The sequence below is a fragment of the Quatrionicoccus australiensis genome, assembly GCF_020510425.1.
Classification (GTDB): Bacteria; Pseudomonadota; Gammaproteobacteria; order Burkholderiales; family Rhodocyclaceae; genus Azonexus; species Azonexus australiensis_A.
The window spans coordinates 4,046,414-4,070,191 of the sequence record NZ_JAHBAH010000001.1 but is presented as its reverse complement, the minus strand read 5'-3'; the positions used below and the strand labels follow the sequence as shown (position 1 = coordinate 4,070,191).

Sequence of the window (23,778 nt, the reverse complement as noted above, 5' to 3'; positions counted from 1 at the left end):
CCCCAACGGCAGCTGGCGGCTGCGCCCCGGACCAGGAGAAGCAAAATTGAAACACGCATTTGAGGCGGTCACGACGACCCTGCATGAACTGAGCAACACGCTGCGCCACTGGCCGAGCCGCGGCAAATATGCTGCCGCCGAGCCGCCCCTGCGCGCCGAGCTGTTCGGCGCCGACCAGATGGAACGCCACGGCCGGACGTTGGCCACCGCCCACAAGCTGGCCGCCGGCGCCGGTCCCGACCAGCTGCTGGCCCGCCTCGCCGATAACGAGAACGTGCTGCTCGCCGCCTACAACCTGCTGCGCACGGCGCTGAAAAAGGAACACCGCATCACGCCGGCCGGCGAGTGGATGCTCGACAATTTTTACCTGATCGAAGAACAGATCCGTACCGCCCGCCGCCACTTCCCCAAGGGCTACAGCCGCGAGCTGCCCCTGCTCGCCAACGGCCCGTCGGCCGGCCTGCCGCGCGTCTACGACATCGCCCTCGAAGCCATTGCGCACGGCGACGGCCGCGTCGATCCGGAAAGCCTGAACCGCTTCGTTGCCGCCTACCAGAAGCTGGCCGATCTCAAGCTCGGCGAACTGTGGGCGATTCCGATCATGCTGCGCCTGGCGCTGATCGAGAACCTGCGCCGCGTTGCCACCCGGGTTGCGGCCGGCATGCTCGACCGCAACCAGGCCGATGGCTGGGCCGACCAGATGGTCGAGGTCGCCGAATCCGACCCGAAAAGCCTGATCCTGGTCATCGCCGACATGGCGCGCTCGAATCCGCCGCTGGTCGATGCCTTCGTCGCCGAACTGGCGCGCCGCCTGCAGGGGCACAGCTCGGCGCTCGCGCTGCCGCTGACCTGGATCGAGCAGCGCCTGTCCGAATGCGGCCAGACCATCGAACAGCTGGTCCAGTCGGAAACCCAGAGCCAGGCCGCCAACCAGGTATCGATCAGCAACAGCATCGGCAGCCTGCGCTTCCTGCTCGCCGTCGATTGGCGCGAGTTCGTCGAAACGATGAGTGCCGTCGACCAGAAGCTGCGCGAGGATCCGGACGGCAGCTACGGCCGCATGGATTTCGCGACACGCGACCGCTACCGTCACGTCATCGAGAAGGTGGCGCATGCCAGCCCGCTGTCGGAAATCGAAGTCGCCCGCAAGGCAATCCAGCTCGCCCATCTGGCGAGCGGTCTGGCCGATGCCCGCGCCGGCCACGTCGGCTACTACCTGATCGATCAGGGTCTGGCCGATCTCGAGCGGGCCGCCGAAACCCGCCTGCCGGGCAGTGAAAGGCTGCGCCGCCTCGGCCGCCGCTTCCCGCTGTCGTTCTATCTCGGCGCCATCGCGCTGCTCAGTGCCCTGTTGGCCGGCAGTTTCCTCGCTCTGGCCAGTTTCGATCAGGTACCCGCCTGGCTGCTGGCGCTGAGCATCGTACCCGCCCTGCTTGGTGGCAGCCAGCTGGCGATCACGCTGGTGAACTGGCTGGCCACCCTGTTCGTCGCGCCGCACCCGCTGCCGCGTCTCGACTTCAGCCGCGGCATTGCGCCCGAAGCGCGCAGCCTGGTCGTCGTGCCGACCATGCTCGGCAGCCTGTCCGGCGTCGAGGAACTGATCGAGGCACTGGAAGTGCGCTTTCTCGCCAACCGCGATCCCTGCCTGCACTTTGCCCTGCTCACCGACCTGCGCGATGCGGCGAGCGAAACCCTGCCCGACGATGCCGAACTGCTCGCCCTTGCCGCGCGGCGCATCGAAGAACTCAACCGCAAATACGACAGCATCGGCAACGATGCCTTCCTGCTCCTGCACCGGCCGCGCCGCTGGAATGCCGGCGAAGGCATCTGGATGGGCTACGAGCGCAAGCGCGGCAAGCTCGGCGATCTCAATACCCTGATCCGTTGCGGCAACCGCCTGCCGTTTGCGCTGATCGTCGGCGACACGACCCAGCTTCAGCACGTCCGCTACGTCATCACCCTGGATACCGACACCAGCCTGCCGCGCGATGCCGCCCGCGAATTTGCCGCGACCATGGCGCATCCGCTCAACCGGCCGCAGATCGACCCGGCGACGCAGATGGTGGTCGGTGGCTACGGCATCCTGCAGCCGCGCATGGCGGTCAGCCTGCCCAGCACCAATCGCTCGCGCTACGCCCGGCTGTGCGGCTCGGAAGCCGGTGTCGATCCTTACACGCGCGCCGTTTCCGACGTTTACCAGGACCTGTTCGGCGAAGGTTCCTTCATCGGCAAGGGCATCTACGACGTCGAAGCCTTCGAGCTATCCCTGCAGGACCGCTTCCCGGAAAACCGCATCCTCAGCCACGACCTGCTTGAAGGCTGCTACGCGCGCGCCGGCCTGCTCAGCGACGTGCAGCTCTACGAAGACTACCCGGCGCGCTACAGCGCCGATGTCAGCCGCCGCCGGCGCTGGATACGCGGCGACTGGCAGATCGCCAGCTGGCTATTGCGGCGCGTCCCCGGCCTCGGCCGCAGCCGGCTGCGCAACCCGCTGTCCATGCTGGCGCAGTGGAAACTGTTCGACAACCTGCGCCGCAGCCTGGTCCCGGCCGCCCTGATCGCCCTGTTCCTGCTCGGCTGGCTGCTCATGCCCTCAGTGCTGGCGTGGACGCTGTTCGTCGCCGGTATCGTCTTTTTGCCGCCGCTGCTCACCGCTGCCCTGGCGGTTTTCCGGAAACCGGCCGAGATGCGTTTCGGCCAGCATTTTGCCGGTATTTTGCAGTCGACCGCCCTGGCCCTGGCGCAGGCCGCCTTCAGCCTGGCCTGTCTGCCCTACGAGGCGTTTTTCAGTCTCGATGCCGTTGTCCGCACCACGGCCCGCGTTGTATTCACCCGCCACCGCCTGCTTGAATGGAATCCGTCCGGCGAAGTGCAGCGTCAGTACGACAACAGCCGCCATCCCGAGCCGGGCAGCGTCGGCGACCTGCTGCGCACGCTCGCGACGATGTGGCTGGCGCCGGCCGGCGCGCTGACTGCCGCGCTCGTGCTGCTCGCCCTGCGCCCGGCGGCGCTGCCGGTGGCGGCCGCCGTCCTGCTGCTCTGGCTGAGTGCGCCCGCCCTCGTCTGGTGGATCAGCCGGCCGCTGCAACGGCAAACGGCCAGCCTGCCGGCGGCGCAGCGCTTTTTCCTGCATCGTCTGGCGCGCAAGACCTGGGCCTTCTTCGAAACCTTCGTCACCGCCGACGAGCATTGGCTGCCGCCTGACAATTATCAGGAACAACCGAGCGCAGCGCTCGCCCACCGCACTTCGCCGACCAACATGGGGCTCGCCCTGCTCAGCAACCTGAGCGCCTGCGACTTCGGCTACATATCGGTCGGCCAGTTGCTCGAACGCACCGCCAATGCGCTCGCCAGCATGCAGATGCTGGCTCGCCACCAGGGGCATTTCTACAACTGGTACGACACGCAGACCCTGCAACCGCTATCGCCGCTCTACGTTTCCTCGGTCGACAGCGGCAACCTGGCCGGTCACCTGCTCACCCTCAAGCCCGGCCTGCTCGCGCTGGCCGACCAGAAAATCCTCGGCGTCCGCAGCTTTGCCGCGCTCGGCGAAACTCTGGCTATCCTGATCGAGGCAGCCGGCGACAATCCGCCGTCCGAACTCGCGCGCCTGCACGCCGATGTCGAATCGGCCGACGACGCGTCCCCGCCGAGCACCAGCGCGGCGCGCAACTGGCTGGAAAAACTGATCCATTCGGCAAACACGCTGGCCGCCCAGTTCGCGGCCCTGGACGACAAAAATGCCCTCGCCGAATGGTGGACCGCTGCGCTGCTGCGCCAGTGCGGCGACGCCCTCAACGAGCTCGACTTCCTTGCGCCCTGGCACCAGATCACGCTGGTGCCGGCCAGCCTGCGCCCGGCGGTCGACGGCCTCGGCGGCCTCAAATTGCTGCCCACCCTGCGCGAACTGGCCAACCTGGCAACGGAGGCCAGCCGCTTGCCGGCCCTCGATCCGGCAGCCGACAACAATGCCGAGGTCAAAGTCTGGCTCGCCGGCTTCCACGGCCTGCTCGCCCTGGTCAGCCGGCGTGCCGGCGAGCGCATCGCGAGCTGCGAAAGCCTCGCCCGCCAGGCCGGCGAAATGGCTGTCGTCGATTACGATTTTCTCTACGACAAGGGGCAGCACCTGCTCAGCGTCGGCTACAGCGTCGAGCAGCGTCGCTGCGATACCGGCAATTACGATCTGCTCGCCTCCGAATCGCGCCTGTCGAGCTTCGTTGCCATCGCCCAGGGCGCCATTCCGCAGGAAAGCTGGTTCGCCCTCGGCCGCCTGCTCACCACCGCCGGCGGCGAGCCCATCCTGCTTTCGTGGAGCGGCTCGATGTTCGAATACCTGATGCCGCTGCTGGTCATGCCGAGCTACGAGAACACCCTGCTCGACCAGACCTGCCTCGCCGCCGTCCGCCGCCAGATCGCCTACGGCAAGCAGTGCGGCGTGCCCTGGGGGCTGTCCGAATCCGGCTACAACGCCGTCGACACCCGCCTCAACTACCAGTACCGCGCCTTCGGCGTGCCCGGTCTCGGCCTGAAGCGCGGCCTGGCCGACGACCTGGTCATCGCGCCCTACGCCTCGGCCCTCGCCCTGATGGTGCTGCCCGAAGCCGCCTGCCATAACCTGCAACGTCTCGCCGCCGACGGGCTCGAAGGCCGCTACGGCATGTACGAAGCGATCGACTACACACCGGGCCGTCTGCCGCGCGGCCAGGACAGTGCCATCGTGCGTTCCTTCATGGCGCACCACCAGGGCATGAGCCTGCTCGCCCTTGCCCACCTGCTGCTCGACCGGCCGATGCAGAAGCGCTTTGCCTCCGATCCGCTGTTCCAGGCCACCGCCCTGCTGCTGCAGGAGCGCGTGCCGAACACGACCAGTTTCCACGTGCATACGCCGGAGCTTTCGGAAAGCCGCAGCGAGACGAACGGCCCGGAAATGCCGATGCGCGTCATCAGCAGCGCCGATACCCCGATTCCCGAAGTGCAGTTGCTGTCGAACGGGCGTTATCACGTCATGGTCACCAATGCCGGCGGCGGTTACAGCCGCTGGAAGGATCTCGCCGTGACCCGTTGGCGCGAGGACGGCACGCGCGACCACTGGGGCAATTTCACTTATCTGCGCGACGTCGCCAGCGGCGAGTTCTGGTCGTCGGCGCACCAGCCGACCCGGACGCGCGCCGACAGCTACGAGGCGATCTTCTCCGAGGCGCGCGCCGAATTCCGCCGGCGCGACCACGACTACGAGACGCATACCGAGATCGTCGTTTCGCCCGAGGACGACATAGAACTGCGCCGCCTGCGCATCACCAATCGTTCCACGAACCGTCGCATCATCGAGATCACCAGCTACGCCGAAGTCGTGCTCAACAGCCCGGCCGCCGATGCGCTGCATCCGGCCTTCAGCAATCTCTTCGTGCAGACGGAGATCGTCGCCGACCGCCAGGCCATCCTGTGCACCCGCCGGCCGCGTGCCGTCGACGAGGCCGTGCCGACCCTGTTCCACCTGCTCGCCGTGCATGGCGCCGAGGCCAGTGCCGCCAGTTACGAAACCGACCGCGCCCGCTTCATCGGCCGCACCCGCGACCTGGCGAACCCAGCCGCAATGTGCGAAGCCCTGTCCGGCAGCGCCGGTTCGGTGCTCGACCCGATGCTCGCCATCCGCACCCGGATCACGCTGGCGCCGGAACAGACGGTAACCGTCGACCTGGTCTACGGCGTCGGCGAAACGCGCGATGCGGCACTGCGCCTGGTCGGCAAGTACCGTGACCGGCATCTCGCCGACCGCGTCTTCGACCTCGCCTGGACGCATAGCTGGGTCAACCTGCAGCAGATCAACGCCAGCGAGTCCGACGCGCAACTCTTCAACCACCTCGCCGGCTCGATCATCCACGCCAACCCGGCGCTGCGTGCCGATATTGCCACCCTGGGCGGTAACCGGCGCGGCCAGTCCGGGCTGTGGGGCTATGCCATTTCCGGCGACCTGCCAATCGTGCTGCTGCAGATAGGCAGCCCGGACAACATCGAACTCGTCCGCCAGCTCGTCCAGGCGCATGCCTACTGGCGCCTCAAGGGCCTGGCCGTCGATCTGGTGATCTGGAACGAGGACCACGCCGGCTATCGCCAGGTCCTGCAGGAACAGATCCTCGGCCTGATCGCCGCCGGCGTCGAAGCCAACCTGACCGACCGGCCGGGCGGCATTTTCGTGCGCGTTGCCGAGCAGATTTCGCGCGAGGACCGCACCCTGTTCCAGACCGTCGCCCGCGTCATCATCGCCGACAGCCTGGGCACGCTGGCCGAGCAAATCAACCGCCCGAACGCTCTGCATCGGGTGCATGTGCCGCGCCTGGTAGCGAGCCGCGTCCACCGCCCGGCGCCGCCACCGGCCAGCCCGGCAACGCCCGGCGATCTGCAGTTTTTCAACGGCTACGGCGGCTTTGCGCCCGATGGTCGCGAATATGTCATCACCAGCCAGCGGGCGACGCCGGCACCATGGTCCAACGTCATCGCCAATGCGCATTTCGGCACGGTCATTTCGGAGAGCGGCAGCGCCTACACTTGGAGCGAAAACGCCCACGAATTCCGCTTCACGCCCTGGCACAACGACCCGGTCAGCGATCCGGGCGGCGAAGCGATCTACCTGCGCGATGAGGAAAGCGGCCATTTCTGGTCGCCGACGCCGCTGCCCTGCGCCGGCACAGGCCCTTACGTCACCCGGCACGGCTTCGGCTACAGCGTGTTTACGCATAGCGAGGACGGCATCCACTCCGAACTCAGCATCCACGTCGATGCGCAGGCTGCGCTGAAGTTTTCGGTGCTCAAAATCCGCAACGACTCCGGCCACTGGCGCCGGCTCTCGGCAACCGGTTACGTCGAATGGGTGCTCGGCGACCTGCGTCCCAAATCGGCCATGCACGTGATCACCGAAATCGACCCGGCGAGTGGCGCGATCTGTGCCCACAACCCGTACAGCGCCGAGTTCGGCGACCGCATCGCCTTCTTCGATGCCGATGCCGCGACCCGGCTGGCCAGTGTCTGCGGCGACCGCCGCGAATTCATCGGGCGCAACGGCAGCCTGGCCAGGCCGGCGGCGCTCGGACGCCTGCGCCTGTCGAATACGGTCGGCGCCGGGCTCGACCCCTGCGCCGCGTTGATGGTGCCCTTCGATCTCGCCGCTGGCGAGGAACGCGAAATCATTTTCCGCCTTGGCGCGCGCGGCCGGCGCGGCACCGATGCCGGCGAACTCGCCCACCGACAGCAGGGAACGGGCGCGGCCCAGGCCTCGCTGGCTGCCGTCAGCACCTACTGGACCCACACGCTGGGCGCCGTTCAGGTCGACACGCCCGATCCGGCGCTCAACCTGCTCGCCAACGGCTGGCTGCTCTACCAGACCATCGCCTGCCGCCTCTGGGCGCGCAGCGGCTATTACCAGTCGGGCGGCGCTTTCGGCTTTCGCGACCAGTTGCAGGACAGCATGGCCGTGGTCCATGCCGAACCGGCCCTGTTGCGCGAGCATCTGCTGCGCAGCGCGGCCCGCCAGTTTGCCGAGGGCGACGTGCAGCACTGGTGGCATCCGCCGGCCGGGCGCGGCGTCCGCACGCATTGCTCGGATGATCTGCTCTGGCTGCCGCAGGCGGTCTGCCGCTATATCCGGCTGAGCGGCGACCATGCCGTGCTCGACGAGAATATTGCCTTTCTGGAAGGTCGACCGGTCAACGCCGAAGACGACTCCTATTACGACCTGCCGGCCCGCTCGGCCAGCGCCGCCAGCCTCTACCAGCATTGCGTGCGCGCCATCCAGCATGCCTTGCGCTTCGGCTGGCACGGCCTGCCGCTGATCGGCTCGGGCGACTGGAACGACGGCATGAACCTGGTCGGCGCCCAGGGCAAGGGCGAGAGCATCTGGCTCGGCTTCTTCCTGCACGATACCCTGAGCCAGTTCAGCGACCTGGCGATCCGGCAAGGTGACGGCGTTTTCGCCGAACGCTGCCACGCCGAAGCCGAACAGTTGAAGCGCCATCTCGAACTGCACGGCTGGGATGGCGAGTGGTACCGGCGTGCCTATTTCGACGACGGCACGCCGCTCGGCAGCGCCGCCAACCCGGAATGCCGCATCGATTCGATCGCGCAGAGTTGGGCCGTGCTCTCCGGCGTCGCCGATGCTGCACACGCGCGGCAGGCGATGGCAGCGCTCGACCAACACCTGGTGCGCCGCGAGCACCGCCTGATCCAGTTGCTCGATCCGCCTTTCGACAGCTCGCCGCTCAACCCCGGCTATATCCGCGGCTACGTGCCCGGCGTCCGCGAAAACGGCGGCCAATACACGCAGGCGGCGATCTGGGCGACGATGGCCTTTGCTGAACTGGGCGACAGCCGGCTCGCCTGGGCACTCTTCGACATGATCAACCCCATCCGCCATGCCGATTCGCCGGCAGCAATCGAGACCTACAAGGTCGAACCCTATGTCGTCGCTGCCGACGTCTATGCCATGGCGCCGCACCAGGGGCGCGGCGGCTGGACCTGGTACACCGGTTCGGCCGGCTGGCTGTACCGGCTGATTCTCGAATCCCTGCTCGGTCTGCGCGTCGAAGCCGGGCAAATGGCATTCAAACCCTGCCTGCCGGCCGACTGGAAGGCGTTCAGCCTCACCTACCGTTATGGACGAACCCCTTACCGGATTGCCGTGCAACAAACGGATTCGGGCGACCCGGCCGGCATCCGCGTCGACGGCAGCATTAACGCAGGTCATTTGATCAAGCTGCTTGATGACGGCCTGGAACATGCGGTAGAAATCATCATTCCCGGCCGATTGTTGCCACCCCACAACAGGAAGAACGATCAATGAACGCCAGCCAGCAATTGCACGCCCTCGGCCAGAGTCTCTGGCTCGACAACATTTCGCGCGACTTGCTCGACAACGGCACGCTGCAGCGCTATTGCACCGAGCTGTCGGTCACAGGCCTGACCTCCAACCCGAGCATTTTCGAGCAGGCGATCGGGCGCGGCACCGCCTACGATGCGGCGATCCGGCAAAAGTCGGCGGAAGGCAAGACGGGCGAAACGCTGTTCTTCGAGCTGGCAATCGAAGACCTGACGCGCGCCGCCGCCATCTTCCAGCCGCTGCACGCCGCCAGCGGCGGCCTCGACGGCTGGGTGTCGCTTGAAGTCTCGCCGCTGCTTGCCGACGATGCTGCCGCCACGCTGGCCGAGGCCAAACGCCTGCACGCGCAGGCGGCCAGCCCCAACCTGCTGATCAAGATTCCCGGAACCCCGGCCGGCGTCAAGGCGATCGAGGAAGCGATCTTTGCCGGCGTGCCGGTCAATGTCACCCTGCTCTTTTCCCGCGAGCAGTACATCGCCGCCGCCGATGCCTACTGGCGCGGCATCCAGCGCCGGATCGAGGCCGGCCTTGACCCCAAGGTCGTTTCGGTCGCCTCGATCTTCATCAGCCGCTGGGATGTCGCCGTCGCCGGCCAGGTGCCGGCGAACCTGGGCAATCAGCTCGGCGTCGCGATTGCCCGCCGCATCTACAAGGCGGCCTGCCAGCGCCAGGGCTATTCCGCCTGGAAGAAGTTTGCCGCGGCCGGCGCGCTACCGCAGCGCCTGCTCTGGGCCAGCACCGGCACCAAGGATCCGCAGATGCGCGACACGCTCTACGTCGAAACGCTGGCCGCGCCGGGCACGATCAACACCCTGCCGGAAAAGACCCTGCTCGCCTTTGCCGACCACGGCGAACTGAATGGCGTCATGCCCGAGGATGGCGGCGATGCCGAAATCGTCCTCGCCGACTTCGCGCTGGCCGGCATCGACATCGCCGCACTGGCCACCCGCCTGCAACGCGACGGCGCGCTATCCTTCGTCAAAGCATGGACCGAACTGCTCGCCGCCGTAGCCGAAAAATGCCGGCCGCTCACCTCTGGAGTACCCACCCCATGACTCATTCCACTTCCGCAACGGTCGACGCCCCGCTCAGCCCCGATTTGCTGCACAAGATGCACGCCTGGTGGCGCGCCGCCAATTACCTTTCGGTCGGTCAGATCTATCTCTACGCCAATCCGCTGCTCCGTGAGCCGCTCCGCCTCGAACACGTCAAGCCGCGCCTGCTCGGCCACTGGGGCACGACACCCGGCCTCAATTTCATCTACGTGCACCTGAACCGGCTGATCAAGGAACAGGACCTCGACGTCATCTACATCACCGGCCCCGGCCACGGCGGCCCCGGCATCGTTGCCAATACCTGGCTCGAAGGCACCTACAGCGAGGTTTACCCCGACATCTCGCAGGACGTCGACGGCATGCAGCGCCTGTTCAAGCAATTTTCCTTTCCCGGCGGCATTCCCAGCCATGTCTCGCCGGAAACGCCGGGCTCGATCCATGAAGGCGGCGAACTCGGCTATGCGCTGTCGCACGCGTACGGTGCAGCCTTCGACAACCCGGACCTGATCGTCGCCTGCGTCGTCGGCGACGGCGAAGCGGAAACCGGGCCGATGGCCACCAGCTGGCATTCCAACAAGTTCCTCAACCCGGTACATGACGGCGCCGTGCTGCCCATCCTGCACCTCAACGGCTACAAGATCGCCGGCCCGACCGTGCTCGCGCGCATTCCGCATGCCGAGCTGGAAGCACTGTTCCGCGGCTACGGCTACACGCCCTATTTCGTCGAGGGCGACGACCCGGACGAAATGCACCAGAAGATGGCCGCCACGCTCGAACGCGCCATTGCCGAGATCAAGCGCTACCAGAGCGATGCCCGCCTGAACGGCTTCACGGTGCGCCCGGCCTGGCCGATGATCATTTTGCGCTCGCCGAAAGGGTGGACCGGTCCGAAGATGGTCGACGGCAAGCCGGCCGAAGGCACTTTCCGCTCGCACCAGGTGCCGATGAGCGACATGAGCCAACCCGGCCACGTCGCCCTGCTTGAAAGCTGGATGCTGAGCTACCGGCCGGAAGAACTGTTCGATGCCGGCGGCCGCCTGCTGTCGGAAATCGCCGAACTGGCACCCAAGGGCCAGCGCCGGATGAGCGCCAACCCGCATGCCAACGGCGGCCATCTGCTGCGTGACCTGCGTTTGCCGGATTTTCGCGAGTTCGCCGTCGCGGTTTCCGTGCCGGGTGCGGTGGATGCCGAATCGACCCGCGCCCAGGGCGTTTTCCTGCGCCACGTGATGCAGCACAACCCGGCCAACTTCCGCGTCTTCAGCCCCGACGAAACTGCCTCCAACCGCTGGGGTGCGCTGTTCGAAGTCACCAAGCGTTGTTCGACGGCGGAAATTCTCGCCAGCGACGACCACGTCGCACCCGACGGCCGTGTCATGGAAATGTTGAGCGAGCACCAGTGCGAAGGCTGGCTCGAAGGCTACCTGCTGACCGGCCGGCACGGCTTCTTCTCGTGCTACGAGGCCTTCATCCACATCATCGACTCGATGTTCAACCAGCACGCCAAGTGGCTCAAGGTGTGCAACGGTATTCCCTGGCGGGCGCCGATCGCCTCGCTCAACTACCTGCTCTCGTCGCACGTCTGGCGCCAGGACCACAACGGTTTCAGCCACCAGGACCCGGGCTTCATCGACCACGTCATCAACAAGAAATCGGAAGTCATCCGCGTCTATCTGCCGCCCGACGCCAACACCCTGCTCAGCGTCACCGACCACTGCCTGCGCAGCCGCAATTACGTCAATGTGATCGTCGCCGGCAAGCAGCCGGCACCGCAATGGCTGGACATGGACGCGGCGATCAAGCACTGCACCGCCGGCATCGGCATCTGGGAATGGGCAAGCAACGACAAGGGCGACGAGCCGGACGTCGTGATGGCCTGCGCCGGTGACGTGCCGACCCTGGAAACCCTGGCCGCCGTCGAACTGCTCAACACGCACTTCCCCGAGCTGAAAATCCGCGTCATCAACGTCGTCGACCTGATGACCCTGCCGCCGCCGGGCGAGCACCCGCATGGCCTGTCCGACAAGGATTTCGACGTGCTGTTCACGCGCGACAAGCCGATCATCTTCGCCTACCACGGCTACCCGTGGCTGATCCACCGCCTGACCTACCCGCGCACCAACCACAGGAACCTGCACGTACGCGGTTACAAGGAAGAAGGCACGACCTCGACGCCGTTCGACATGGTGGTGATGAACGACCTCGACCGCTTCCACCTGGTCGCCGACGTCATCGACCGCGTGCCCCAGCTCGGCCCGCGCGCCGCCTACGCCAAGCAGGCGATCCGCGACAAGCTGATCGAGCACAAGCAGTACATCGCGCAATACGGCGAAGACCTGCCGGAAATCCGCAACTGGAAGTGGACGCCGGGCAACAAGGCCTGACCAGGCTCCCGCCCCTGACAAGGGGATAAGCAGAGACTAAGCCGCCATCGTTTGGCGGCTTAGTCGGTTGCTTGGTAGTTCCATCAGCAGATTGCGGCTTGGGCCCAGGCGGTCGACGCCGGTTCAGGGGCCTTTTTCAGCCGCAGATCAGGCCGGCTTGCCGAACACCTGTCGCTTGGCCGCTTCGCTGACCGCAACGATGGCCGGATGCGTCAGCCGGCGTTCGGTGGTGATCGCATAGAGCTGCTCGACCACCGCGTCGATGCGCCCGACCTCGACCACGTTGTATTGCCGGCAGACCTGCTCGGCAATCGCCGTCGGTGCGACAAACAGGCCGGCGCCGGCCTGCCCGAAGGCCTTGATCAGCGCGCTGTCGTCAAACTCGCCGACGATGAGCGGCCGCAGATTGTGCTTGTCCAGCCATTGCAGCAGGCGCGGCCGCACCGCCACATCCTCGCCGGGCAGTAGGAACGGTGCGTTGTTGAGCAGGGCCGGAAACTCGCCGCTCAAACGAGCAGCCAGCGCCGGCGCGGCAAATACGGTCAGGCCGCATTCACCGAGCAAGTGGCTGTAGCCACGCACATTCAGCTTGGTCGGCATGGCGCGATCGGCAATCAGCATGTCCAGGCGATGCACCGCCAGATCGGCCAGCAAGGACGACAAACGTCCTTCCCGGCAGATCAGGCGCACCGGTTCCTCGACATGCAGCGCCGGCTCGAGCAGGCGACAGGCGACCGACTTCGACACCGAATCGGCGATCCCGATGTTGAAGGGCAGCGTTTTCTTCGTTTTTTGCTCGTGTACCGCATCAAGCAACTCGTCGCCGATGGCGAAAATCTCCTCGGCATGGCCGAGGATGCGCCGCCCCGCTTCGGTCAGTTCCAGACCCCGTCCGGCGCGCCGGAAAAGCTTGGTGCCGAGGCTGTCCTCGAACTCCCCGAGCTGACCACTGATCGACTGCGGCGTCAGGTGCAGTTGTTCGCCGGCACGGGCAATGCTGCCGGTTTTGGCAACCATCCAGAAGTAGCGCAAGTGTTTGAAATTGAGTGTCGTCATGGCGTCCGTGGCGGTTTAACACATCGAAAATCTGGATGTTTGGCTAAATTATATTCGACTGGATCGTTGTATCGTTTATCACTATTCTCCGCCGCCTGTAGCCCAACCCGGAGAAACAATGAGCAAATCGAACAAGATTCACCCCTTGATCGGGGTCGTCATGGGATCGGATTCCGACTGGCCGGTGATGCAGGCCGCCGCCAAAATACTGGATGAGCTGGAGGTTCCTTACGAGGCCAGGGTGGTTTCAGCCCACCGCACGCCTGATCTGCTCTTCGAATATGCCACGACCGCACGCGAACGCGGTCTCCGGGCGATCATCGCCGGCGCCGGCGGTGCCGCGCATCTGCCCGGCATGCTGGCCGCCAAAACAACCGTGCCCATCATGGGCGTGCCGATTCCCTCGAAGCACCTCAAGGGCATGGACTCGCTGCTCTCCATTGTGCAGATGCCGCGCGGCGTGCCGGTTGCCACCTTCGCCATCGGCGAAGCCGGCGCCGCCAATGCCGCCCTCCTCGCCGTTGCCATGCTGAGCACCAGCAACGACAGCCTGGGCCGCGAACTCGCCGGCAAACTGGACGACTTCCGGCAACGCCAGGAAGAGAAAGTGCTGGGCATGCAACTGGCGAGGCCGCAATGATCCTGCCGCCCGCAACACTCGGCATGCTCGGTGGCGGCCAGCTCGGGCGCTACTTTGTCATCGCCGCCCAGCAACTGGGTTACCGGGTCATGGTCCTCGATCCGGACGAGAACAGTCCGGCCGGGCGCATTGCCGATCATCACCTGGTCGCTGCCTACGCCGACCGTGAAGCCCTGACCCACATGGCGGTCAGCTGCTCGGCAATCACCACCGAATTCGAGAGCGTCCCGGCCGAAACCCTGGCCTATCTTGCCCGTTTCATTCCCGTACAGCCCAGCGCCGAAGCTCTCGCTATCTGTCAGGAACGCTCGGCGGAAAAAGGTTTTCTCAAGAAGCACGGCTTGCCGCACGCGCCCTACGCCGACATCCGCAGCGAAGGCGATTTGCAGGATGTGCCCGACGGCCTGTTCCCCGGCATTCTCAAGGTTGCCCGCTTCGGCTATGACGGCAAGGGCCAGATCCGCGTCAAGGACAAGGCTGCCTGCCGCGCCGCCTTTCGCCAGTTCGACCACGAGCCTTGCGTACTGGAAAAGCAGATGCAGCTCGAACACGAGCTGTCACTGGTCCTGACGCGCAGCGCGGCGGGCCAGACAAAGTGCTTCCCGGTCGCCGAAAACCATCACCAGCAGGGAATTCTCGATCACTCCATCGTGACCGCCGAGCGTGCCAGCGACGCGCTGGCCGCCGAGGCAAGTGCGCTGACCGAGAAGATCGCCGCCAGCCTCGACTATGTCGGCACGCTGAGCGTCGAGTTCTTCGTCGTCGATGGCCGGCTCTGCGTCAACGAACTCGCGCCCAGGCCCCACAACTCCGGCCACTACACGCTGGATGCCTGCCTGACCAACCAGTTCGAGCAGCAGGTGCGCGCCCTGTGCGGTTTGCCGCTGGGCGATGTCTCGGCACATTCGGCCGCGGTCATGGTCAATCTGCTCGGCGATCTGTGGTTTGCCGGCAACCCGGAACAGGCGAGCGAACCCGAATGGGAAAAGCTGCTCGCCTATCCTGACCTGAAACTCCACCTGTACGGCAAGCACGAGGCCAGACCAGGGCGCAAAATGGGCCACTTTACGGTACTCGGTGAAACGCTGGAGCAGCCCTACCAGATTGCGATGGCAGCGCGTGCAGCGATCGGCATCAGCGCCCGCCACGATTGAGCCCGCCCTTGCCCACGCCACGCAGCAAAAGACAACTTTTAAACAGGACGAGCGATGAAGTACTTATCTGAACTTTTCGAAAAGAACCGGGTGTGGTCGCTGCAACAACTGCAGGAAGATCCCGATTACTTCCAGCGCCTGGTCAAGCAGCAGGCCCCGAAATACCTCTGGATCGGCTGCTCCGACAGCCGCGTGCCGGCCAACCAGATCACCGGCCTGAATCCGGGCGAGGTCTTCGTCCATCGCAACATCGCCAATGTGATCGTGCACACCGACCTCAACTGTCTCTCGGTGGTGCATTACGCCATCCAGGTCCTCAAGGTGCAGCACGTCATCGTCTGCGGCCACTACGGCTGCGGCGGCGTGCGCGCGGCGCTCGACGGTCAGGCCAACGGCATGATCGACAACTGGCTGCGCCACATCGAGGATGTGCGCGAACGGCATGCCGGGGTGCTCGATGGCATGGCCGACTACGACGCCAGATGGGCAAGGCTGTGCGAACTGAACGTGATCGAACAGGTGCGCAACCTGGCCCGGACCACGCCGGTCAGTGAAGCCTGGAAATCAGGTCAGGAGCTGATGTTGCATGGCTGGATCTATGGCCTGCAGGACGGTCGCCTGGTCGACCTGAACATGAGCGCCGCCCGCCGCGACGAGCTGGATCAGGCCTACGCCGAAGCCGTGGCCGGCTAGAACGAACGCCAACCAGCCCCGGCCCGGCTCTGCGTGCCGGGGGCTTTTTTTCAGCGGCGGATCAGGTAGCGGATGGTCGGCCCGTCCTGGATGACGTCGAGGACTTCGTAGCCGTGATTGCGCGCATCGAGCGGGATGTTGTTGATCGACTGCGGGCAATCCGAAATCACTTCGAGGATTTCACCCGGCTGCAATTGCGGCATCGCCTCCAGCGTCGCCACGGCCGGATACGGACAGGGTTCGCCCATCATGTCGAGGCGATAGTTGGGTACGTACTCCGGCTTGCTCATGCGGCCTCCCTGGCCAGTTCGGGTTGGCCGGCCTTGCCGGCAAAGAAACGTTTTTCCCACCACAGCACGGCAAGCAGGGCCAGCAGCAGCATCAGGTAGGTGGCGATCAGGCCGCCCTGCGGGCCGAACACGGCGAGCAGATTGACCTTCTCGTAGTTGGTCGCCAGCGCCGGCGCGATATCGTCCCACCAGGCGGCAAGCAAGGTGGCGCCAATGATGTTGCCGAGACCGACCCACCAGTAATGCACCTGACCTTCGACCGCCCGGTACATCCAGCCGGTTTCGCAGCCGCCGGCGAGCACGATGCCGAAGCCGAAAAGCAGCCCGCCGATCACCGAATTCGGGCCGGCCCACATGATCTTCGGCGACACGCCAAGCTGGACATAGCTGAACACGCCGATGGTGCTGACCGCCATGCCGATGATGATCGCCTTGGCCATCTGCGTGCGGCCGGTCAGCCACAGGTCGCGGAAAGCCGAGGTGAAGCACACCTGCGCGCGCTCGATGATCAGGCCGAAGGCGAGACCGAACAGCGCAGCCAGGCCGAGCTTGGGCGCATCCAGCGTCTTGGCAACAGCCCACAGGAAGAAAGCGGCAAAAACCAGCATGCCGAGGCGGAAGCGGCGCGTCGCACGGTCGACGTCCTGCACGATCGTTTTTGCTGCCGACACCTTCTGCAATTTAACCGGCGTGCGGAACACGGGCAGCATTGTGAAGCGCGCGCCAAACCACGAACCCGCCGCCGTCGCCAGCGCAAAGAACCAGGCGTGCAGCGAAAACTGCGGAATCCCGGTGAAGAAGGCGGCCAGGTTGCAGCCCATCGCCAGACGCGCGCCAAAACCGGCAATGATGCCGCCGGCCACCGCCTGCACGATGCGGATGCGATGCTGCGGCACGCGCAGCTTGACGTTGTTGGCCCACAGCGCCGCCGACAGGCAGCCGGCAAACATGCCGATGATCATCAGCCCGTCGATCCGGTCGAGCGGCGTGCCCTCCAGATGCAGGACCTTGAAATAGCCCCAGGTCTCCGGGTGGTAACCGAGAAACTGCAGCAGATGCCCGCCCCAACGGGTGAACTCGCCGGTTACCGCCCAGAAGGTGCCGGTGATCCCGAAATAGTAGGCCGACAACACACCGGCCGCGATAACCGCCGGAACCGGCGCCCAGAAACGCACCAGATAATCGCGCTTGAAATTTTCCCAAAGCATGGATGGGTGAACCTTTATGAAAAATGGCCTCCGGCCGCGCCCGGCGCGCCGAAAGGCAAAATCACCTTGCCAGCAAGGCGATCAACAAGCCTGAGTCAGGCTTTCGAGGGGCGGCATGTTCAAGCCTTTTCGGGGAAATGGCAATGCCGGAAGTACGCAGACCGGCAGATCAGGAGCGAGCGCCCTTGCGCCCCTGCGTTGTCCAGTAGGAAAACTCTTCCTCGTACACCTCGACATCCAGCTCCCCAACCCAAGCCTGCAGGCGGGTCTGCGCGTCGGCCACGCCCTTGTTATAGATCGCCGGCCCGACTTCCTTGAGGAAGAAGGAAAGCAGCGCCCCCGCCTCCAGCCCGCCAATCGGCTCATCCATGTTTTCCTTGAAATAGCGCTGAATGGAGGCGATGGCTGCCTTGCTGGCGTCACTGGAGATTTCAATGGTCATGTTGGCTGCGCCCGAGAGCTGGAAAGAAAGGCGGATTGTCGGCGCTTTGGCGGCAAAGGAACAGACTAGGCAAGGCGGGGAAAGTCTGAGCAAAAACGCGATTTCTGACCGGTCGACCGGTCGGGAGGGCCCGATTTCAGCCGCCGCGAATCTGTCCGGCGGCATGGGCAAGCCGGGGCAGCGCCCGTATCGACCCGACCGTCAGTGTTGGCGACTCGCACAACGGCACCAAGGCCCGTTAAGCTTGCGCCTGGCCGCCGACTCACAAGGACAACAGGAACATGCAGCATGATCTCGCATCCCCCAAAGCGCAAACGCCACATCGGGCCGGCAGTCCGGGCGAAGTCCTCGGCGCTTTCCTGAAACTCGGCCTGACTTCCTTCGGGGGACCGATCGCCCATCTCGGCTATTTCCGTGCCGAATTCGTCGAGCGGCGCCGGTGGCTCGATGACAACAGTTATTCCGACCTCGTTGCCTTGTGCCAGTTCCTGCCGGGGCCGGCGAGCAGTCAGGTCGGCATCGCCCTCGGCCTGAGCCGGGCCGGTTGGCTCGGGGCTTTCGCCGCATGGCTGGGCTTCACCCTGCCCTCGGCTATCGCACTCATCCTCTTTGCCTTGGGCGTCGCCGGCCATGGTGATCTGGCTCAATCTGGCATCGTGCATGGGCTGAAAGTGATGGCGGTGGCTGTCGTCGCGCAGGCCGTCTGGGGAATGACGAAGGCGCTCTGTCCGGACCGCCAGCGCGGCGCGATTGCGCTCACGGCGGCGCTCGTGGTGCTCAGCCTGAACTCGCCATTCAGCCAGCTTTTTGCGATTGCCGGCGGAGGCCTGGTCGGCTGGCGTCTGTTGACGCTGCCGCACCTGCCTGCCGCCAACCATCGGGACTACGGCGTGAGTCGCGGCGGCGGGGCGCGCTTGCTCGCCTTGTTCGCCGTCTTGCTGCTCGCCTTTCAGGCGCTGGCCGTATTTACCGATTCCGCGGCCGGAGCTGCGATTGCCGGCTTTTACCAAGCAGGTTCGCTGGTCTTCGGCGGTGGGCACGTCGTCCTGCCCCTTTTACAGACGAGCGTTGTCGTTCCCGGCTGGGTCGGCAACGACATCTTTCTCGCCGGCTATGCTGCGGCACAAGCCGTGCCCGGCCCCCTGTTCACATTTGCCGCCTTTCTCGGGGCTGCCATGCCTGCGCCGCTGGGGGGCTGGCATGGCGGACTGCTCCTGCTCCTGGCCATCTTTCTGCCGTCCTTCCTGCTGGTCGGCGGCGCATTGCCGTACTGGGAAGCCTTGCGCCAACGCGATGGCATCCAGCGCGCGATGGCCGGGATCAACGCTGCCGTCGTCGGCATTCTCGGGGCGGCACTTTATGACCCGGTATGGACGAGCGCCATTCACGCCAGAACGGATTTCGCCCTGGCGCTGGCCGCCTTCGGCCTGCTGCTGTTGACCAGAATTTCCCCGGTTGTCGTTGTCGCGCTGGCAGCCCTCGCCGGCGGCCTGATGCAGCCCTGACTTGCGGCCGGCGCATGCGTCGGCCACTGGGCGCGGGGCATCCCGCCAGACGCCCATTCACCCCGCATTCTTGTTTCTCCCGGCTACGCATTTCCCGCTGGACAGCCCGCCCCGGCGCGCGTAGCATCGCCGCCCCTTTGCCCTGGCCGCCCCATGCCTCTCACCTCCCCTGCCCGCGCCTGCGGTATCGATTTCGGCACATCCAACTCCACCGTGGGCTGGTTGCGGCCGGGGTCGCCGACCTTGCTGGCGCTGGAGGATGGCAAGGCGACACTGCCTTCGGTGGTGTTCTTCAACGCCGAGGAAAACACGGTCAGTTTTGGCCGCGCCGGGCTGGGCGAGTATCTCGACGGGCACGAAGGCCGGCTGATGCGTTCGCTGAAGAGCCTGCTCGGCAGCAGCCTGATCGACGGGCGCACCGACGTGCAGGGCACGGTGATCGCCTTCCGCGATCTGCTGACGCGTTTCATCGGTTCACTCAAGGAGCGCGCCGAGACGCAGGGTCAGCGCGCGTTTGACCAGGTCGTGCTGGGCCGGCCGGTGTTCTTCGTCGATGACGATGCGGCGGCCGACCGGGTTGCCGAAGAAACCCTGGGCGAAATCGCCCGCGCCGTCGGCTTCAAGGACATCAGTTTCCAGTTCGAACCGATTGCCGCTGCCTTCCACTACGAAACCACGCTGAGCCGCGAGGAAGTGGTGCTGGTTGCCGACATCGGCGGCGGCACCTCCGACTTTTCCATCGTCCGCCTGTCGCCGCAGCGCGCCAAAGCCAGCGAGCGCGGCAGCGACGTGCTGGCCAATGGCGGCGTGCATATCGGCGGCACTGATTTCGACCGGCAACTGAGCCTGGCCTCGGTCATGCCGCTGCTCGGCCACCGCGGCAAGCTGAAGAACGGCCGGGCGATTCCGGCCAGCATCTATTTCAATCTCGCAACCTGGCACAGCATCAACTTTGCCTATGCCCGCCCGGTCTGGGCCGAACAGCAGCGTCTGCTGCTTGATGCGATGGAGCCGGAAGGCATCCAGCGCCTGCTGGCGCTGATCCGCGAGCGCGCCGGGCACTGGCTGGCGCACCAGGTCGAGCAGGCCAAGATCGCCCTCTCCGACGGCGACACCGCCCTGCTTTCGCTCGAGCGTTTTGCGCCAGGCGAACAACAGTTGCTGACGCGCAGCGAGTTCGACCTGACCACCGGCATTCTCGTCGACAAGGTGGAAAGCGCCGTCACCCGCCTGCTGCCGGAAGCCGGTCTGACGTCCAGCGGCATCGACACGGTGTTCTTCACCGGCGGTTCGAGCGGCATTCCGCAATTGCGCCGGCGCATCGCCGCGCTGCTGCCGCAGGCCCGTGTCGTCGAAGGCGACCTGTTCGGCAGCATCGGTGCCGGGCTGGCGGTCGATGCGGCACGGCGTTATGGCAACGGGAGCGCCGCATGATGGCAGCCGAAGCCTGGCTGGCGGCGCAAAGCCCCGCCGTCCGCGCCGAACTCGACAATCTGCTCGCCTACCGGCCGGAGGAAGAGTTCATCCGGACGCTGGCCGAGTTGCTGCCGGTCGTGCCTTGCGCCGGGCTGATCGACCTGTATTACGACATTTTTTACTGCTGCCGGCCGGTCTTCCGGATTGCCGTCCGCCAGTTGCACGACCCGGATGAACTCGCCGTCTTCCTGCAGACCGCCGAGCGCGCCCTGCCCGAGACCGAGGATGCCGCGGCCTGCACGGCAGCCTGTGCCGACATGGATGATGTCGATGAAGTCATTTTCTGGTTGAAGCGGCATACACGGGCGCGCTGAAAATGCCCGGTTTTTAGCGGTCGACCGTCTGGATTGCCCATTTTTGCGCCGGACTGCCCGGCCAGCACAGCGCCAGACAAATCGCCGATACCCGCCGGGCGCTTGGTAGAATCAGCGCCCCTCACCCGCCCGATTGTTGTTGCCGCCCATGTCATCCCCACCGAAATTGCGTACGACGTTCGACCGCCTGCGCCAGGTCTTCCTGTTCGAAGTGGGCGGACTGCTGCTGATCACGCCGCCCTTCATCTGGATTTCCGGTGTGCCGCTGCACGACTCGCTGGGCCTGATGGTCGCCATGGCGATCATCGCCGGGGTCTGGAATACCCTCTACAACATCGGCTTCGACTGGGTGGATGCCCGTCTTTCCGGACGCAGCGCCGACCAGCGCCCGACGGCCTGGCGCATCGTGCATGCACTGGGTTTCGAAGGCGGCCTGCTGCTGATCAGCCTGCCCATGGTCATGATGTGGACCGGCATGGACTGGCAGCAGGCGCTGATCGCCGACATCGGCCTGGCGGCGGCTTACGTGGTCTATGCCTACGTGTTCAATCTCGGCTACGACAAGATCTTCCCGGTAGCTCAACCTGACTGATTGAAAACCGGGATTTTCCAGCGGTCGACCGCTGGGAACGGGTGTTTTTCAGTACTCAGGCCGGAGCCGCATTACCCGGCAAATGCAGCGCAAACTCGGTCATCCCGTCGACAACGCCGACCGTGATCTCGCCCTGATGCGCCCGCGCAATCGAACGACTGATCGCCAGCCCGAGGCCGCTACCTTCGGAAGCCGGATCAAGGCGCACGAAACGGTCGAAAATCTGCGTCATCACTTCCGCCGGAATCACCGGCCCGGAATTGCGGATGGCGATTTTTGCCATGCCGTCAGTCAGGCTGAGCACGACCATGACCGAGCCGTTTTCCGGCGTGTGGTGAATGGCATTGACCAGCAGGTTGCCGATGACACGCTCCAGCATCAGCCGGTCGCCAGCCACGCTGATCGCATCGCCGCTCAGACGGATGTCGATGTTTTCGGCGAGCAGGCCGTAATACTCGAGCAGGCGGGCGCAGAGCGGCTGCACGGCGACGTTTTCGCAGTGCGGCACGAGCAGGCCGTGCTCGGCCTTGGCGAGAAAAAGCATGTCGGCAATGATTTTGGCCAGGCGCTCGTACTCTTCCAGATTGGAGGCCAGCAGGTCGCGGTATTCATCGACATCGCGCGAGCGGTTCAGCGTCACCTCGGTCTGCATGCGCAGATTGTGGATAGGCGTACGCAACTCGTGGGCAAGATCGGCCGAAAAGTCCGAGAGACGGGAGAAAGATTCCTCCAGTCGTTCGAGCATGGCATTGAAGGCCAGCACCATTTCGGCCAGTTCGGGTGGCACCTCACGGTCGACGATGCGTTCAGCCAGTTTTCCGGCGGAAATCCGCCCGGCCGCCTGCGCGATGGCACGCACCGGACGCAGGCCGCGGCGCACGATCAGCACGCCGAGAAATGCGGTAAGCAGGCAGGCGGCAAGCAACGCCAGCCCGAAATCGCGCTGCAACTGGGTGAGAAAATCAGTGTGATGTGCAATGTCGCGTGCCACGACCACCCGTACGTTATCTCCCCAGCCGGTCAGCAGCGGCCCGGCGACGACACGAAAATCGCGGCCGTTGATTTGCAGGCGAACCGGTATTTCGCCGACCGCAGCAGCCGCTTGCGCCAGTTCGGGCGGCGCCTGTTCCGGCCAGCTGAAAACCGGGGTGTTTTCATGGTCGACCGTCACGATCACGCCATGCTCGCCAACCAGCGCATCGGACAGGCGAGCCGCCAGGCCGGCCGGCGAGTTTTCCTGACTGCCGACGTGGCGGACCAGCGCCAGTTTGCCCATCAGTTCGTGCGCATCAAGCTCGGTCATGTGATTGTCGGCCGAGCGATCGAGATAGATGCCAAGCACCGCAAAAACCAGCATGGTGAGCAGCGCAAAGGCTGCCGACAGGCGAACCGTGATCGAATGCTTCCAGTTCATCGGCATTCCATCACGTAACCCATGCCGCGCAGGGTGTGGATCAGCTTCGGCGAAAAGTCGTCGTCGAGCTTGGCGCGCAGGCGGCGCACCGCGACGTCGATGACATTGGTGTCGGAATCGAAATTCATGTCCCAAACCTGCGAGGCGATGAAACTGCGTGACAGCACCTCGCCCTGCCGGCGCAGGAAGAGTTCGAGCAGCGCGAACTCCTTGGCGGTCAGGTCGATGCGCTGGCCGGCGCGACTGGCGCGGCGTTTCAGCACGTCAAGTTCGAGGTCGGCGAGGCCGAGGCTGGTCACTTCGCGCGCCCGGCCCCGGCGCAGCAAGGTGCGGACACGGGCGAGCAGCTCGGAAAAGGCAAAGGGCTTGACCAGGTAATCGTCGGCGCCCAACTCCAGTCCCTTGACGCGATCCTCGACCTGATCGCGCGCGGTCAGGAAAAGCACCGGAAAATCGCGCCCGGCGGCGCGCAGCGCCTTGAGCACCTGCCAGCCGTCGAGGCCGGGCAGATTGACATCGAGAATGAGCAGATCGAACTCGCCGGACAGCCCTTCATGCATGCCGTCCAGCCCGTTGCGCACGAGATCGGCGGTAAACCCGGCCTCGGCCAGCCCCTGCTTCAGGTAGTCGCCGGTCTTCGCTTCGTCTTCGACAATGAGAATCTTCATGCGCGCATTTTGCCCGAG

16 protein-coding genes are annotated in these 23,778 nt (G+C 65.2%); 10 read left to right on the top strand and 6 right to left on the bottom strand.

What is annotated here, in order from left to right; all coding sequences use genetic code 11:
* Positions 1–46 precede the first annotated feature (46 nt).
* The 3 genes from KIG99_RS19445 to KIG99_RS19435 are packed head-to-tail and all read left to right on the top strand — an operon-like array spanning position 47 to position 12,308.
* Positions 47–8,833 (top strand): GH36-type glycosyl hydrolase domain-containing protein, encoded by an 8,787-nt coding sequence (locus KIG99_RS19445; RefSeq protein ID WP_226461675.1) that lies wholly within the window; start codon positions 47–49, stop codon positions 8,831–8,833.
* Complete coding sequence (gene tal / locus KIG99_RS19440; RefSeq protein ID WP_226461674.1) at positions 8,830–9,924, top strand: transaldolase; 1,095 nt, start codon at positions 8,830–8,832, stop codon at positions 9,922–9,924. Before KIG99_RS19445 ends, tal begins: the two co-directional genes overlap by 4 nt.
* Positions 9,921–12,308 carry a phosphoketolase family protein gene (locus KIG99_RS19435; protein WP_226461673.1) on the top strand — a complete coding sequence of 796 codons (2,388 nt, stop codon included), beginning with the start codon at positions 9,921–9,923 and terminating at the stop codon, positions 12,306–12,308. Before tal ends, KIG99_RS19435 begins: the two co-directional genes overlap by 4 nt.
* Positions 12,309–12,455: 147 nt before the next feature.
* Here KIG99_RS19435 and nhaR read toward each other — a convergent pair whose 3' ends face one another.
* A complete protein-coding gene (nhaR, locus tag KIG99_RS19430; RefSeq protein ID WP_226461672.1) occupies positions 12,456–13,364 on the bottom strand; it encodes a transcriptional activator NhaR in 909 nt (302 codons plus the stop codon).
* A gap of 118 nt (positions 13,365–13,482) precedes the next feature.
* Between nhaR and purE the strand changes: the two genes are divergently transcribed.
* Genes purE through can form a run of 3 tightly spaced genes read left to right on the top strand, consistent with a single transcriptional unit; the run spans position 13,483 to position 15,851 of the window.
* Positions 13,483–14,004 carry a 5-(carboxyamino)imidazole ribonucleotide mutase gene (gene purE / locus KIG99_RS19425; RefSeq protein WP_226461671.1) on the top strand — a complete coding sequence of 174 codons (522 nt, stop codon included), beginning with the start codon at positions 13,483–13,485 and terminating at the stop codon, positions 14,002–14,004.
* Positions 14,001–15,158, top strand: coding sequence for a 5-(carboxyamino)imidazole ribonucleotide synthase (locus KIG99_RS19420; RefSeq protein ID WP_226461670.1), 1,158 nt, complete (start codon positions 14,001–14,003; stop codon positions 15,156–15,158). Before purE ends, KIG99_RS19420 begins: the two co-directional genes overlap by 4 nt.
* Before the next feature lie 54 nt (positions 15,159–15,212).
* A complete protein-coding gene (gene can, locus KIG99_RS19415) occupies positions 15,213–15,851 on the top strand; it encodes a carbonate dehydratase (RefSeq protein WP_226461669.1) in 639 nt (212 codons plus the stop codon).
* A gap of 50 nt (positions 15,852–15,901) precedes the next feature.
* Here can and yedF read toward each other — a convergent pair whose 3' ends face one another.
* From yedF to KIG99_RS19400, 3 genes are all read right to left on the bottom strand, one after another.
* Positions 15,902–16,141: a sulfurtransferase-like selenium metabolism protein YedF gene (yedF, locus tag KIG99_RS19410; protein WP_226461668.1), complete on the bottom strand. Its 240-nt coding sequence runs from the start codon at positions 16,139–16,141 to the stop codon at positions 15,902–15,904.
* Positions 16,138–17,349 carry a selenium metabolism membrane protein YedE/FdhT gene (gene yedE / locus KIG99_RS19405; RefSeq protein WP_226461667.1) on the bottom strand — a complete coding sequence of 404 codons (1,212 nt, stop codon included), beginning with the start codon at positions 17,347–17,349 and terminating at the stop codon, positions 16,138–16,140. Before yedE ends, yedF begins: the two co-directional genes overlap by 4 nt.
* A gap of 169 nt (positions 17,350–17,518) precedes the next feature.
* Positions 17,519–17,791: a DUF2164 domain-containing protein gene (locus KIG99_RS19400; protein ID WP_226461666.1), complete on the bottom strand. Its 273-nt coding sequence runs from the start codon at positions 17,789–17,791 to the stop codon at positions 17,519–17,521.
* Between the two features lie 281 nt (positions 17,792–18,072).
* On the opposite strand from KIG99_RS19400, the gene chrA reads away from it, so the two are divergent.
* The 4 genes from chrA (at position 18,073) to KIG99_RS19380 (ending at position 21,678) form a co-directional block, all read left to right on the top strand.
* On the top strand, positions 18,073–19,296 hold the full coding sequence (chrA, locus tag KIG99_RS19395; RefSeq protein ID WP_226461665.1) for a chromate efflux transporter: 1,224 nt from the start codon (positions 18,073–18,075) through the stop codon (positions 19,294–19,296).
* A 153-nt stretch (positions 19,297–19,449) separates the two neighbouring features.
* The gene (locus tag KIG99_RS19390) at positions 19,450–20,730 is read left to right on the top strand and encodes an Hsp70 family protein (protein WP_226461664.1); all 1,281 of its coding nucleotides are present in this window, start codon (positions 19,450–19,452) and stop codon (positions 20,728–20,730) included.
* Positions 20,727–21,086: a hypothetical protein gene (locus KIG99_RS19385; RefSeq protein ID WP_226461663.1), complete on the top strand. Its 360-nt coding sequence runs from the start codon at positions 20,727–20,729 to the stop codon at positions 21,084–21,086. The genes KIG99_RS19390 and KIG99_RS19385 overlap by 4 nt, the downstream gene beginning before the upstream one ends.
* A 148-nt stretch (positions 21,087–21,234) precedes the next feature.
* Positions 21,235–21,678, top strand: a complete 444-nt coding sequence (locus tag KIG99_RS19380; protein ID WP_226461662.1) for a PACE efflux transporter — start codon at positions 21,235–21,237, stop codon at positions 21,676–21,678.
* Positions 21,679–21,733: 55 nt separating this feature from the next.
* On the opposite strand, the gene KIG99_RS19375 is transcribed toward KIG99_RS19380, so the two are convergent.
* Positions 21,734–23,092 (bottom strand): heavy metal sensor histidine kinase, encoded by a 1,359-nt coding sequence (locus tag KIG99_RS19375; RefSeq protein WP_226461661.1) that lies wholly within the window; start codon positions 23,090–23,092, stop codon positions 21,734–21,736.
* Positions 23,089–23,760, bottom strand: a complete 672-nt coding sequence (locus KIG99_RS19370) for a heavy metal response regulator transcription factor (protein ID WP_226461660.1) — start codon at positions 23,758–23,760, stop codon at positions 23,089–23,091. The genes KIG99_RS19375 and KIG99_RS19370 overlap by 4 nt, the downstream gene beginning before the upstream one ends.
* Positions 23,761–23,778 lie beyond the last annotated feature (18 nt).

Excerpts from the sequence above, each read along its gene's own strand:
- tal (WP_226461674.1), top strand. The coding sequence starts at position 8,830 with ATGAACGCCAGCCAGCAATTGCACGCCCTCGGCCAGAGTCTCTGGCTC.
- KIG99_RS19435 (WP_226461673.1), top strand. The coding sequence starts at position 9,921 with ATGACTCATTCCACTTCCGCAACGGTCGACGCCCCGCTCAGCCCCGAT.
- nhaR (WP_226461672.1), bottom strand. The coding sequence starts at position 13,364 with ATGACGACACTCAATTTCAAACACTTGCGCTACTTCTGGATGGTTGCC.
- purE (WP_226461671.1), top strand. The coding sequence starts at position 13,483 with ATGAGCAAATCGAACAAGATTCACCCCTTGATCGGGGTCGTCATGGGA.
- KIG99_RS19420 (WP_226461670.1), top strand. The coding sequence starts at position 14,001 with ATGATCCTGCCGCCCGCAACACTCGGCATGCTCGGTGGCGGCCAGCTC.
- can (WP_226461669.1), top strand. The coding sequence starts at position 15,213 with ATGAAGTACTTATCTGAACTTTTCGAAAAGAACCGGGTGTGGTCGCTG.
- yedF (WP_226461668.1), bottom strand. The coding sequence starts at position 16,141 with ATGAGCAAGCCGGAGTACGTACCCAACTATCGCCTCGACATGATGGGC.
- yedE (WP_226461667.1), bottom strand. The coding sequence starts at position 17,349 with ATGCTTTGGGAAAATTTCAAGCGCGATTATCTGGTGCGTTTCTGGGCG.
- KIG99_RS19400 (WP_226461666.1), bottom strand. The coding sequence starts at position 17,791 with ATGACCATTGAAATCTCCAGTGACGCCAGCAAGGCAGCCATCGCCTCC.
- chrA (WP_226461665.1), top strand. The coding sequence starts at position 18,073 with ATGCAGCATGATCTCGCATCCCCCAAAGCGCAAACGCCACATCGGGCC.
- KIG99_RS19390 (WP_226461664.1), top strand. The coding sequence starts at position 19,450 with ATGCCTCTCACCTCCCCTGCCCGCGCCTGCGGTATCGATTTCGGCACA.
- KIG99_RS19385 (WP_226461663.1), top strand. The coding sequence starts at position 20,727 with ATGATGGCAGCCGAAGCCTGGCTGGCGGCGCAAAGCCCCGCCGTCCGC.
- KIG99_RS19380 (WP_226461662.1), top strand. The coding sequence starts at position 21,235 with ATGTCATCCCCACCGAAATTGCGTACGACGTTCGACCGCCTGCGCCAG.
- KIG99_RS19375 (WP_226461661.1), bottom strand. The coding sequence starts at position 23,092 with ATGAACTGGAAGCATTCGATCACGGTTCGCCTGTCGGCAGCCTTTGCG.
- KIG99_RS19370 (WP_226461660.1), bottom strand. The coding sequence starts at position 23,760 with ATGAAGATTCTCATTGTCGAAGACGAAGCGAAGACCGGCGACTACCTG.